The sequence below is a fragment of the Lederbergia sp. B243.17 genome (genome assembly GCF_057657925.1).
In genome coordinates this window covers 88,770-101,325 of sequence record NZ_JBWBKF010000085.1, presented here as the reverse complement: position 1 = coordinate 101,325, position 12,556 = coordinate 88,770, and the positions used below count along the sequence as shown (strand labels likewise).

General features: G+C 50.1%; 15 protein-coding genes and 1 pseudogene. 15 read left to right on the top strand and 1 reads right to left on the bottom strand.

Annotation, left to right across the window (positions count from 1 at the left end; genetic code table 11):
* The first annotated feature begins 20 nt into the window (after positions 1 to 20).
* The 13 genes and pseudogenes from AC0TWI_RS17075 (at position 21) to AC0TWI_RS17015 (ending at position 9,935) form a co-directional block, all read left to right on the top strand.
* On the top strand, positions 21 to 3,152 hold the full coding sequence (locus tag AC0TWI_RS17075; RefSeq protein WP_488127548.1) for a DEAD/DEAH box helicase: 3,132 nt from the start codon (positions 21 to 23) through the stop codon (positions 3,150 to 3,152).
* 88 nt (positions 3,153 to 3,240) lie between these two features.
* Entirely contained in the window at positions 3,241 to 4,212 is a 972-nt protein-coding gene (gene msrA, locus AC0TWI_RS17070; RefSeq protein WP_488127547.1) for a peptide-methionine (S)-S-oxide reductase MsrA, read from the top strand.
* The gene (locus tag AC0TWI_RS17065) at positions 4,209 to 4,823 is read left to right on the top strand and encodes a class I SAM-dependent methyltransferase (RefSeq protein ID WP_488127546.1); all 615 of its coding nucleotides are present in this window, start codon (positions 4,209 to 4,211) and stop codon (positions 4,821 to 4,823) included. Before msrA ends, AC0TWI_RS17065 begins: the two co-directional genes overlap by 4 nt.
* Before the next feature lie 55 nt (positions 4,824 to 4,878).
* Positions 4,879 to 5,049: a DUF6958 family protein gene (locus AC0TWI_RS17060; RefSeq protein WP_488127545.1), complete on the top strand. Its 171-nt coding sequence runs from the start codon at positions 4,879 to 4,881 to the stop codon at positions 5,047 to 5,049.
* A gap of 10 nt (positions 5,050 to 5,059) precedes the next feature.
* Positions 5,060 to 5,176, top strand: a pseudogene (locus AC0TWI_RS17055) (DUF6958 family protein); the annotation flags it as partial.
* Positions 5,177 to 5,432: 256 nt separating this feature from the next.
* Positions 5,433 to 6,173: a type I methionyl aminopeptidase gene (map, locus tag AC0TWI_RS17050; protein WP_488127544.1), complete on the top strand. Its 741-nt coding sequence runs from the start codon at positions 5,433 to 5,435 to the stop codon at positions 6,171 to 6,173.
* A 119-nt stretch (positions 6,174 to 6,292) separates the two neighbouring features.
* Positions 6,293 to 6,868, top strand: a complete 576-nt coding sequence (locus AC0TWI_RS17045; RefSeq protein ID WP_488127543.1) for a DUF6944 family repetitive protein — start codon at positions 6,293 to 6,295, stop codon at positions 6,866 to 6,868.
* A gap of 138 nt (positions 6,869 to 7,006) precedes the next feature.
* A complete protein-coding gene (gene sigY, locus AC0TWI_RS17040; RefSeq protein WP_488127542.1) occupies positions 7,007 to 7,537 on the top strand; it encodes an RNA polymerase sigma factor SigY in 531 nt (176 codons plus the stop codon).
* Positions 7,538 to 7,873 (top strand): YxlC family protein, encoded by a 336-nt coding sequence (locus AC0TWI_RS17035; protein ID WP_488127541.1) that lies wholly within the window; start codon positions 7,538 to 7,540, stop codon positions 7,871 to 7,873.
* Positions 7,863 to 8,069 carry a transcriptional regulator gene (locus AC0TWI_RS17030; RefSeq protein ID WP_488127540.1) on the top strand — a complete coding sequence of 69 codons (207 nt, stop codon included), beginning with the start codon at positions 7,863 to 7,865 and terminating at the stop codon, positions 8,067 to 8,069. Before AC0TWI_RS17035 ends, AC0TWI_RS17030 begins: the two co-directional genes overlap by 11 nt.
* A 4-nt stretch (positions 8,070 to 8,073) precedes the next feature.
* Positions 8,074 to 8,259 (top strand): PLD nuclease N-terminal domain-containing protein, encoded by a 186-nt coding sequence (locus AC0TWI_RS17025; protein ID WP_488127539.1) that lies wholly within the window; start codon positions 8,074 to 8,076, stop codon positions 8,257 to 8,259.
* Positions 8,260 to 8,274: 15 nt separating this feature from the next.
* The gene (locus AC0TWI_RS17020) at positions 8,275 to 9,162 is read left to right on the top strand and encodes an ABC transporter ATP-binding protein (RefSeq protein ID WP_488127538.1); all 888 of its coding nucleotides are present in this window, start codon (positions 8,275 to 8,277) and stop codon (positions 9,160 to 9,162) included.
* A complete protein-coding gene (locus AC0TWI_RS17015) occupies positions 9,159 to 9,935 on the top strand; it encodes an ABC transporter permease (protein ID WP_488127537.1) in 777 nt (258 codons plus the stop codon). The genes AC0TWI_RS17020 and AC0TWI_RS17015 overlap by 4 nt, the downstream gene beginning before the upstream one ends.
* 89 nt (positions 9,936 to 10,024) lie before the next feature.
* Here AC0TWI_RS17015 and AC0TWI_RS17010 read toward each other — a convergent pair whose 3' ends face one another.
* Positions 10,025 to 10,174 carry a hypothetical protein gene (locus AC0TWI_RS17010; protein ID WP_488127536.1) on the bottom strand — a complete coding sequence of 50 codons (150 nt, stop codon included), beginning with the start codon at positions 10,172 to 10,174 and terminating at the stop codon, positions 10,025 to 10,027.
* A gap of 461 nt (positions 10,175 to 10,635) precedes the next feature.
* Here AC0TWI_RS17010 and uvsE point away from each other — a divergent pair, with 461 nt between their 5' ends.
* The gene (gene uvsE, locus AC0TWI_RS17005) at positions 10,636 to 11,511 is read left to right on the top strand and encodes a UV DNA damage repair endonuclease UvsE (protein WP_488127535.1); all 876 of its coding nucleotides are present in this window, start codon (positions 10,636 to 10,638) and stop codon (positions 11,509 to 11,511) included.
* A 120-nt stretch (positions 11,512 to 11,631) separates the two neighbouring features.
* Positions 11,632 to 12,540, top strand: coding sequence for an HPr(Ser) kinase/phosphatase (gene hprK / locus AC0TWI_RS17000; RefSeq protein WP_488127534.1), 909 nt, complete (start codon positions 11,632 to 11,634; stop codon positions 12,538 to 12,540).
* Positions 12,541 to 12,556: the final 16 nt, after the last annotated feature.

Here is a 12,556-nt window from a genome sequence, read left to right as displayed (position 1 = left end):
CTGAGTGAGGGGGAAGCAGGATGCAAGAGAAACTGAACAATAAATCGATAATTGACAGGTGCGGCCAGGTCTCCTTCAAAAGAGGGGATTCTTTTTATCGTGCGGGGAAAGTGAAATGGCATTCTTCTGATCCCGGCTTTTGGCGGGCAACGGTAGAAGGGGCTGAGGATTTTGAAGTGGCCGTCCGGATAGATGAAAAAGGCGATATCTTCACTTCCTGCAGCTGCCCGAAGCTTGCTTCTGTCAAACATGACTGCCAGCATATCGCGGCCGTCCTTATTGCGCTTTCCAAGGAACGTCGTGAGGAGATGAAAGAGGATCGTCTCGCTGCTGATTTGCTGAACTTGTTCCAAAGGGATCAGAGTCGGTCAAGCCGGGAGCAGCTCCACTTTGAGGACCGGCAAAGACTTCATGTTGAGTTCGAACTGAAGGGAGCCGGTGAACAGTTTTCCATCGCTCTTAAGATCGGTCCGTCCCGGGTGGAACAAATCTGCAGTTTCTTGATGGCTGTAAAAGAGGGAGACGCTTATCCGCTCTCCGCAGAGTTCTCATATGATCCGGCACTCCATTATTTCCAAGAGGCTGAGGATAGAGTCATCGAAAAGCTGATAGGGATTGCCGAAGATGGAGAAATGCTGAAAACCGATTACGGGCAGGAGAGGCAGCTGCCGATTCCCCCTTCTGTATGGGACCGGCTGTTCCCTCTCCTGCTCGCCGCCCCGGCAGTGACGGTAACATGGGGGGCGGATGAAACCGCAATGCCGCTGGACCTTTCTGAAGAACTCCCGCTTCTCCGCTTTCAATACAGCCTGGAAGACGCTGGATACGTTCTGGAAGCCGCCGGGCTGGATGGTGCGAGGATCATGGAGCGGTATGGAGTCGTTGTCATCAGCGGGAAGGTTTGGCAGTTGGAAAAAAGCGACTGCCGGCGGCTGGCAGAGCTGAAAAGGCTGCTGTTCGTCTCTGGGACAGGAAGGATTCCAATCAGCATCGAGAAGGGCCCGATCTTTTTGCAAAGTGTCATCCCTCAGCTGCGCAGACTCGGCGAGGTGAAAGTATCAAAGTCTGTAACTGACCAGTTTGTGAAGGAACCGCTTATCGCCAAGCTTTACTTGGACCGGGTGAAGGATCGTCTTCTTGCAAGTCTTGAGTTCCATTACGGCCGTCTTGTCATCAATCCGGTCGAGGATAAGATGACGAGAGGGGCTGCCCTTGCTGTGCGCGACCGGGATAAGGAAGAAGAAATACTGGCGCTGATGGAGAAAGGATCTTTTACAAAAACGGATAGCGGTTATTTTTTGCATCATGAGGAGCTTGAATATGAATTCCTCCATTATCTTGTCCCGCAGCTTGAAAAGATGGTCCGAGTTTATGCGACCTCCGCTGTCCGGAGCCGGGTCGTCAAAACCGCTGTTCCGCCGAAAATATCGATAAAGGCGAAGCGGGAGCGGACGAACTGGCTCGAATTTAAATTCGAGATGGACGATATACCGGAAAAGCAGATCCGCGATGTCTTGCACGCTTTAGAAGAAAAGAGGAAATATTACCGGCTGCGGAACGGTTCCCTGCTGTCGCTTGAGACGAGGGAGTTTCGCGAAATTCAGCAGTTCCTGCAAGCCTTGCCGAATGAAAATGCCGATTTGGGCAATGGAGTGTTGCTTCCTCTGGCGAGCGGGCTTCGGCTGCTCGACAAAGCGGGGAGCGGCAGTACGATCGAATTTGCGGGTGCGATGCAGCAGCTGATGAGTGAAAGGATGGAGCGGAAAAAGGTCAGGGAGGAAGTTCCTCCTTCGCTTAAAGCAGTGATGCGTGATTATCAGGCAGCCGGTTATAGATGGGTGAAGGCGCTGGCGGCTCTCGGGTTCGGGGGTATTCTGGCCGATGATATGGGACTGGGAAAAACACTGCAAAGTATCGCTTATATCGTCTCGGAACTTCCAGCGGCCCGCGGGAAAAGTTTGCCGATGCTCGTCGTCTGCCCGTCTTCTCTGACCTACAATTGGCTCGCAGAGTTCGGTAAATTCGCACCCGAAGTGAAAGCAGCTGTCTTGGACGGAAGCCGGGAGGCAAGGATAGGGAAAAGGGATGCGCTAATGGAGGGAGACGTGGTCATCACCTCTTATCCATTATTGCGGGCAGACATAGAGTGGTATGAAAAGCAGTCGTTCCATACCGTCTTTTTCGATGAAGCCCATGCGTTCAAAAATCCTGTAACAAGAACGTGGCGGGCCGTGCGGAAAATCAATGCGGAGCATCGGTTCGCCCTGACGGGAACCCCGATTGAAAATGCACCTGAGGAGCTATGGTCCATCTTCCATATCGTGTTTCCTGAGCTTTTTTCCAACCTGAAGGCATATAGCAACCTGACGCGGAAAGAGGTGACCGAAAGAATACGGCCTTTTTTGCTGCGAAGAATGAAAAAGGATATTCTGCCGGAGCTGCCTGAGAAAATCGAGTCGATAGAGACCGCAGACATGCTGCCGGAGCAGAAAAAGCTGTACACGGCTTATTTAGCGAAGCTGCGCCATGATGCCTTCAAGCATTTGGACAAAGATACATGGCGAAAAAACAAAATCCGGATTTTGGCAGGGATTACGCGACTGCGCCAAATCTGCTGCCATCCTGCTCTATTTGTGGATGGGTATAAGGGCGGCTCGGCCAAGTTCGAGCAGCTGAAACAGCTGCTGAAAGAAGCGAGACTTTCAGGCAGAAGAATACTCGTTTTTTCACAGTTTACGAAGATGCTGGAATTGATCGGCCGCGAGATGGCGGAACAGGGCATTCCTTTCTTCTACCTGGACGGGGGGACGCCGGCCGAGGAGCGGATCGCCATCTGTGACCGTTTCAACAGCGGCGAGCGCGATGTATTCCTGATTTCCCTGAAAGCGGGCGGAACGGGACTGAACCTGACAGGGGCGGATACCGTTGTCCTGTACGACCTGTGGTGGAATCCGGCGGTTGAAGAGCAGGCGGCAGACCGCGCCTACCGGATCGGCCAGACGAACACCGTCCAAGTGATCAAACTGATCGCCCGCGGCACGATTGAAGAAAAAATCAACGAACTACAATCTCAAAAAAAATCGATGACCGAGCAGCTCCTCAATCCGGGAGAGATCACCGACGATCAACTCAAAATTCTCCTTGGAATCTGACCCCGCGATGGAGAGGCGGACCAGTTCACCGCAGGTGAGGTTTTCCGAGCAGAATGGTATGGTATAAAAAAAGAGGAGGATGATAGGTATGGCTGATGAGAAATTACAGTTGGCAACGTTTGCCGGAGGTTGTTTCTGGTGCATGGTCTCACCTTTTGATGAGCAGCCGGGGATCAAACGGGTCGTGTCCGGCTATACGGGCGGAGCGACGGAAAACCCGACATATGAAGAAGTCTGCTCGGATACGACCGGCCATTATGAGGCAGTCCAGATCACGTACGACCCTATTGTCTTCCCTTATGAAAAGCTGCTATCGCTCTTTTGGCAGCAAATTGACCCGACAGATGCCGGCGGCCAGTTCGGCGACCGGGGGTCTTCATACCGGACGGCAATCTTTTATCATACCGAGGAACAAAGGCGCCTTGCCGAAGCATCGAAGACGGAATTAGCTTCAAGCGGCCGCTTCAAAAAGCCGATTGCGACTGAGATCCTTCCCGCAGGGCCGTTTTATGAAGCGGAAGAAAAGCACCAGGACTATTATAAAAAGAACCCGTTCCATTACCAGATGTACCGGGAAGGCTCCGGCCGGGCCGGTTTTATCCGTGAGCACTGGAAAAAGCAGAAAAGCGATGAGGAGCTGCGCAGGGATTTGACACCTCTCCAATATGAAGTGACGAAACAGAATGCGACAGAGCCCCCTTTCCAGAATGAGTACTGGGATAATAAAGAAGAAGGCATTTATGTGGACATTATATCCGGTGAGCCGCTCTTCAGCTCAACAGACCAATACGACGCAGGCTGCGGCTGGCCCAGCTTTACAAAACCGCTGCGGCGGACAGAGCTGACAGAGCGTTTTGATACGTCGCTGGGGATGAGGAGAATTGAGGTAAGGACGAAAACATCCGATGCCCACCTCGGCCATGTTTTTGACGACGGCCCGGGACCTGATAGGGCCCGGTATTGCATCAACTCCGCCGCACTCCGGTTTATCCCGAAAAAAGACTTGATTGAAGAGGGATACGGAGAATTTTTACGTCTGTTTAGGGAGAATGAACAATGACAGAGAGTGAGTATGACCGGCTGCTTCATATTCAAACGGCGGGCACGAAGGAATTCCCGCTCCAGCTCGCCCATTACAACCGTTATGAGGCAACGCCCTATGAAGCGCTGGATGCTCTTTTTAATGAATATGAAATAGAAAAAAGTGACGAGGCTGTTGATTTTGGCTGCGGGAAAGGCCGGCTCCTTTTTTACTTGCATCATCGCTTCGGCATCAGCGGAACGGGAATTGAGTTTAACGGGCAGCTTTATCAGGAGGCGCTGGAAAATCAGGCCGCCTATATGCGGAAAACAAAACAGCGTACAGGCGCTATCCATTTTTCGCGGATGGCTGCCGAGCAGTATGACATCAGGCCGGGAGAGAACCGCTTTTATTTCTTCAATCCTTTTTCTGTCCAGATTTTCATGAAGGTGGTTCATCGCATTTTGCTCTCTGTGGAGAAAAATCCCCGGAGGGCAGACCTGATCCTCTATTACCCGACTGCGGATTATATTCACTTTCTGGATGAAAATACGCCGTTCAGTCTGGAAAAAGAGGTTCCGGTACCCGGATTGTATGAAAGAAACGAAAACGAGCGCTTCCTCATATATAAATATCCATGCCAAGACTAATTTTTTCATATAGAAGGGCTATAAAAAATCAGCGGAATGAGACTGGAGTGACGGAATGGGAGAAAAGATCCAGCTTCTCAACCCCGATACGGCCAAGAAGGGGGCCGTCATCGGATTGGAGAAATATGAGACCGTCAAACAAGCAATTTTAACGGTTCTTCAGGAACACAGGATGGTCACGTTCAAAGAGTTGATGGAGGAGATCCCCCCAGTATCTTCCTCCTGAATTTCAGGGCTCGCCGTCCTGGTATTGTACAGCGGTCAAGCTTGATTTGGAGGCTAGAGGAGTCCTTCAGCGGATTGATGGGAAAAGTCCGCAAAGATTGAGGCTTGTTCCCGGATTAGAGAATTAATGTCCTAGGCTGACTGGAGAATTAAGCAACAATGCTTTATTTGTTTTGGAAAGCACCTGTGCATTTGCTGCCAGTCGCCGCATGCGTTCGTGCTTTATTACGCAACCTACCGATAATGGCCAGGACGGTTCCCAAACGTTTGACGTCCTTTCGTAGTATAATAAGACACAGGAACAAAACCCAAGCAATAGCCGGATCACAGCCGATCGATTCTCCTATTGCCATAGGATAAAAATATAGGAAAGAAGGAACATCTGTGATTGCAAAAACAGAAGCGGATATCAATGGCCTGAAAGAAGCGGGCCAAGTCGTCGGGAAAATCAGGGACGCCATGATTCAGAGAACGAAGCCAGGCGTCACAACAAAGGAATTGGATGATTATGCCGGAGAGTTGTTCGAGCAGATGGGCGCCGTTTCGGGCCCTAAAGCCGAATATGACTTTCCTGGCTTTACCTGCATCAGTGTGAATGAAGAAGTGGCTCACGGGATTCCCGGGGACCGGGTGATCAAGGAAGGAGACTTGATCAACATCGATGTATCAGGCTCGAAAAATGGCTATTTCGCTGATACCGGGCTTTCGTTTGTTGTCGGAAAGGGCGATCCGGAACTCGAGGAACTGTGCGATACAGCGAAAAAAGCGTTCGAAGCGGGACTTGCCAAGCTGAAGGTCGGCGCAAAGCTAAGCGGCGTCGGAAAGGTTGTTCACCGGACAGCGCTCGATAACGGTTTTACCGTCATCAAAAACCTGACGGGCCATGGCATCGGCCGCTCCCTTCATGAGGCTCCGAATCATGTGTTCAATTATTATGAACCATGGGATGACCAGCTGCTGAAGGAAGGAATGGTCGTTGCGTTCGAACCGTTCATCTCCACCGATGAAGAAGAAGTTTATGAGAAGGGTGACGGCTGGACCTTTTTGACAGAGGGAAGCTTTGTGGCACAGATTGAACATACAGTGCTGATTACAAAGGACGGGCCGGTCATTTTAACAAAATAAGTACAATGCAAAGGTCCTGCCGGATGTCTGGCAGGGCCCTTTTTCATGTGATTGCCTGCTCAAGAGATTGCCGGCCGGCATACGATGCTGTAAACGATGCAGGCAGGGGGGCGGGGCGGATGAAATTGCTAATTGGTTCTTGGATTCAGTCCATTGGAACGGTCACTGCCGCCCTTGCCACGATACCTGGCGAGTGGTTGAGCGAGGAGTTCCTGCTCTCATTGGAGCTATGGGGAAATGTTCTCCAGGCAGGCGGCAATTCCCTTATCGCGGACACTTTCGATGAGGTGACACTTGATATGCACGGCAATTGGATACAAGCGACAGGGAATACAATTGTTGTGGCCGCCATTGTCCTGCCATTGAAAGGAGAGACAAAGTTAACGTTATTCGGCAATGGGAACGCTGTTCAGGCAGTTGGCGGCGGAGTCTCATTTGCCGATTCTTTTGAAGGGGAAGATGAACCCTTTGACGGTGTGTACGCAGTCGGCAATCTTTTGCAGATGATCGGCAATTCAATGCAGGCTTATGCTGCAGCATTAGAGAAAAGGGTAGTGGAACAAACTGGAGGGGACAGCCCGGAGGCGGAGCGTATTGAATTCTGCGGGAGCTGGATTCAGGCTGCAGGGTCGATTCTGAATACGATTGCTGTGACAAAAGAAACCTTGCTGCTTGATTCAGGCAAAGAACCATGAGCTGGAAGGGCGCGGTCTCTCGAAGCGGTGCTGTATTAAAGCGGGGGACAGGCCCCGATTTTTTTATTTATTTTTTTTGAACGAATTGCGTACTTGCGACGTCACATAGGTAGAGCAGAAAGAAAGGGGGGTCTTCCGATGGATCAGGCCGATGAGATAAAGCTCGTTGCATTGGCAAAGAAGGGGAGCGATGAAGCATTTACGATGCTATTTCGCCAGCACTATTCATTTTTATATAAGTATTTGCTGAAGCTCAGCCTGCGGCCGGATCTGGCGGAAGACTTAACCCAGGAAACGATGCTAAAAGCGTATGTGAATCTTCCAGCCTTTAAAGGGGAGGCCAAATTCTCCACATGGCTCCTGTCAATCGCCTCCCGGGTTTTTCTCGATCATCAGCGCAAGGAAAAGCGGGAACGGAAACGGGTGGAGAAGGTGAAGGAGGAGGCGATCCGCTCGATGAAATGGAAGGCGGCTTTCAACGGAGAGGAATGGTCGGATTACATGGACCAATTCGCAGCTCTCGAACCAGAAGTGCGCACTCCCATCCTTCTCCGGCATTATTATGAATTCACTTATGCGGAAATTGCATCGATGCTCGATCTGAAAGAAGGAACAGTAAAGACCCGGGTGCATCATGGGTTGAAAAAGATACGAAAGGAGTGGTCATGAATGAAAGAACACAAGGAAGAAGAGTGGCTGAGCCAGCTGAAAATCGATCTTGAAAACATCGATTCTGCTCATGAACCCGGCATTCCAACTCAATATCAATTGATGGATACATTAAACCAGTTCAAAGCTGAGAGAAAAAAGGCATTCAAACGGGAGCTTTTCGCATTTTTGGCCACTGCTTTAACAATCTTGGCCGGCTATTTTACGATCGTGATGAAATTGCCGCCGGCCTTCCTTTGGATTCAGGGCGCAACTCTCCTTGTTTTTCCGGTTCTGTTCATCGCGGAGAGAAGACAGATCCGGAGACGGAATGGGGTGACCTGGGATGGCGAATGAAACGCTGGTTGCTCTTTTGTTCGCGGCCCCCATCTTGTTGACACAGAGCATCCTCCTGTTCATTGATGCAAAGAAAAAGGGAGCCTATGCATGGGCATGGGGATTGCTCGGACTGATTCATTTTCCGATGATGACGATTATTTATTACTTTGCAGTAATCCGGCCATACCGGGCGAAAAAAAGAATGGAGGAATGAACAGATGAGTATTTCATGGGGATTGATTGCTCCGCTCATTATTTTACAACTGATTCTGTTGGTGTCGGCTTTGGTCAGCCTTTTGAAGGAAGAGGAAACTAATGGGCCTAAATGGGTATGGATCCTTGTGATTGTAGGGATCTCCATTATCGGGCCAGTCATTTATTTTAGTTTTGGAAAAAAGAGATAAACAGGGGTGAAGGGTATGCTGTCGGTCAGAAATTTACGGAAAGAGTATGGTTCCCATACGGCGGTCAATAACATCAGCTTGGAGATGGAAGACGGTCAATGTGTTGCCTTGTTAGGACCGAATGGATCAGGAAAGACAACGACGCTGAATATGCTCGCGGGCTTGCTTACGCCGACTTCCGGGCAGATCCTTTTTATGGGAGAAAAAAAGGTCGACCGCAGGGATATCGGCTACCTGCCTCAATATCCGGCATTTTTCCCTTGGATGACGGCTCTGGAATACATGCAGTTTGCCGGAAGGCTTTCAGGGGTCGATAAATCGAAGCTGCGGAAAAAATGTGAGGAAATGTTGGAATTTTCAGGATTAAGCGCCGCGATGAACAAACGGGTCAGCGGATTTTCCGGTGGAATGAAGCAGAGACTCGGGTTGGCGCAAGCGCTGCTGCACGAACCGAAATTGTTGCTCCTCGATGAGCCGGTCTCTGCACTGGATCCTTCAGGTAGGAAAGATGTACTCCAGATGATGCAGGAACTGAAAGAACGGATGTCGATTTTATTTTCGACCCATATATTGCATGACGCCGAGCAGGTTTGTGACCGTGTCCTCCTTATGAAGGATGGCGAGTTGAGGTGGTCAGGCTCCTTGGGAGACTTGGTCAGCGAGCAGAATAAAGAGACGTTTATTTTGACGACAAACCATCCGCTGCCTGATTGGCTGAAGCAAAAAGAGTATATCAAGGAGGTTCGTCCTCTGTCTCCGACAAAGGGTGAGTTTGTTCTGCAGAGTGCAAAGGATCGGACGCTTCTTTTGAAGGATTGTCTGGAGGGCGGAGCGGTGATTGACCGCTTTGAGAAGAAGAATGATTCACTCGAAGATGCATATATGGAGGTGATGAGCCGATGAAAATCTTTCAAGTGCTTGTACTGAAGGAATGGCAGGAGGCCTGGAGGGACAAGAAGTTGATTTGGCTGCCGGTTGTCCTGGCGCTGCTGGCGATATCACAGCCGATCACACAATATTATTTACCGGAGATTATGGAGATGGCTGGGAATTTGCCTGAAGGGACGGTTATCGAAATTCCCACGCCGACAGGAGAAGAAGTACTTGCCGGTACGCTTTCCCAGCTTAGCACGCTTGGAACGGCAATTGCAGTGCTGAGCATGATGGGAATCATCGCGCAGGAACGGAATAGCGGGGCACTCTCCCTTGTGATGGCACGCCCTGTTCAGCCACTTCAGTATATTGCAAGCAAATGGGCGGCCAATGCAGTCATCCTGCTCGGCTCTTTCCTCTTTGCCTATGGACTCAGCTATTATTATACGAATCTGCTATTCAATAATGTGGAGCCGGCCAGGTTCTGGGGGAGCTTGGCTGTATATGGAATCTGGATGCTTTTCACCCTGACGATTACGCTGGCAGTCGGAGTATTCATCCGGAAGACCGGCGGGATTGCCGGAGTGAGCTTGGTGACTTTGGCGGTCGTCGCTTTGGGCGGCTCGCTCTTCCCCCGATTCATGGGCTGGACTCCAGCTGCGGCCCAAGGGCAGGCGACTCATTATTTGCTGACAGGGAAATGGGATGACTTCTTTTTCTTGATGCTTGTTGCCTTCGTCCTGCTGACCCTGGCCATTCTCCAGTTTGCCATCCTGAAATTCAGGTCATATGAGAACTATTAAGGAATTTTCCTCCATTTTGCTTATGAAGAACAAGGGGAAGACCCAAAAAAACAGAAGGCCTGGTTCCGCATCGCGGAACAAGGCCTCTTTTATTGGTCAATTAGTTTGTGAATGGCTCTTTTTATAAGCTGGATGTCATCAAGAATGATGGGTCTCAGTTGGTCGGGTGCTTGCCGGTATTCCTTTGTTAAATGTTGGAGTTCTCTCTCTAGAAAAAAGTTCTCGGATGGATTTTCCATATTTCTCCCCCTCATACAACTTTGTACCCGCATTTAAACTAGTTCAAACTGACTACATGCTGCCCAAACCCTCTTTTTGTTCATCATTCACTAAATTGCTATATTTCAAACCTATGACGAACAAGTTGCAGGAATGCTAAGAAAACCGTTTTAAAGGGAGTTGACCTTAGCTGTCCGGGGATTACCCCGATATCCAACAGCGAAGGTCAATTGCTGGGGCAAAGAAGCAGATGCCCGAAGAAGGGCTGCGGATAGAAATATGGCCCCTTTTAATCAAGTGTATTACAATCTCTTTACCCGTTTTGAGGGAATACTATCCAACCGTAAGGTAATTTTCACCTGACCTGTTAATGCTGTGCAGCATTACGGATATCTCCGAAGATGCGGAGCAGGTAAGATTCTGTGTATAATGGGCTTATTATTGCCTGAAGGATGGAAAATTTTTTAGGGAGGTGCAGGGGATGAGGATTGGGTATGCTTGCATTAATGTAACATTGGGGCAGAAATTCCGCAGTTGCCGGGTGGCGACAGCGGAGAGCAAAGGGATTGAAGTATTGAGAGCCCTTACAATTGAGAATCTGCAATTGACGAAAAGGATCATCGAATGGAATATTGAGCAGGGTATCCGGTTTTACCGAATGAGCAGTGATATCGTTGTTTTGGCCACTCACCCGGTCAATACGTGGGACTGGCAGAAAGATGATCAGGTGCAGGAGATTTGCAGAAGCATCAAAAGCCTGAAGGATGTCCACAATCTCCGTCTGTCCATGCACCCGGGCCAGTATTCCGTGTTGAATTCCCCGCGGAATGAGGTGGTTGAAAATACGATTGCGGACCTCAGCTATCATGCGAATTTAATGGAGCTGACCGGTGCAAGCGATATGATTCTCCACCTTGGCGGGAAATATGGAAATCGAGAGGAGTCACTGAAGCGGCTCGTCAGCGAAACAAATCGCTTGCCCGCCTCGATTCGTTCAAAACTTCGCTTTGAGAACGATGACAAGGTTTTCAATCTCCGCGACGTTCTTGATGTCTGCAGCCAGACCGGTATTCCCGCCTGCTTTGATATTCACCATCATTTCTGTAATCCGGCGGATGAGGAGCTCTCTTCGCTGCTACCCGACGTTTGGGAATCATGGCGCGGAACCGGTCTGCCGAAGGTGCATATCAGCTCCGGCAGAGAATCTGAGAGGGACAGGCGGCATGCAGACTTTATCCGGCCGGAGGATTTTGAGCGTTTGCTGGACGAGCTGAACGGGAAAGACGCCGATGTGATGGTCGAGGCAAAAGAGAAGGAACTGGCTGTCCTCAGACTCATGGAACAAGGTTTCATATGATTTGCAGATCAGGCTGTGGAACATTCATACTATAGAAACGGAAGAAACGGAAATTCCCGCATCTGCGCAAGACGGAAGGAATACAATCCGTTATAGAAAAGAGAGGAGTGTGCAACGGGAATGAAAACAATTACGGTAGAAGATCTGGTCCGGCAGTTTGCAATGAGAGTTCTGGCCGGGGAGGATCAGCTCAAGCGGAGGGTGACACATGCCCAGGCGCACCGTCCTGGCTTGGAGTTCATCGGCTATTTCGACTTTTTTCCGATGGAGCAGGTACAGGTGCTCGGAACGAAAGAAATCACATACCTTCATAAGCTTGATAACACGGAGAGAAAACTACGCATCGGCAATATCGTGAAATATCATCCGCCATGTTTCATTGTCACCTCCGGCCAAAGCGGCCTCGAGTATTTGGTCAAATACTGTACCGAAGAAAGGATCCCGCTTTTGCATACGGATGAGCGGACAGCTGAATTCATTGCAAAGTTTGATGTGTTCATGGCAAAAGCACTTGCACCGGAAATGACGGAGCATGGGGTTTGCGTGAACGTATCGGGAATCGGGATATTGCTGAGGGGAGCATCAGGCGTCGGCAAAAGCGAGACGGCCCACACCCTCCTTCACCGCGGGCATCGGCTGGTGGCGGATGATCTCGTCGTCCTGCGCAAACTGGGGCCGCATACATTGCTTGGCAGCCACAACGAAAAAAACAAGGAATTTCTGGCACTGAGAAGCGTTGGCCTTATCAATGTCGTCCGGATGTATGGCCGGAAGGCGTTCCAGGATGAAACTCGGATTGCCCTTGATATTGAACTGACTCGCTGGAAGGAGGATTCCTTGAATAACGAGCTGGAAGTGAAGCCAGACTTTGCTGAATACATGGGCGTCCGTATTCCCCACCTTGAAATCCAGCTTCAGCCCGGACGTGATGTCGCCGGCCTGATTGAAGCGGCTGCGAACAATTGGTATTTGCAGCAGCAAGGTTACAGCGCCATGGAAGAATTCATGAAGCGCCTGAATGAATGCTGAGGATTGGTTCTCGGAT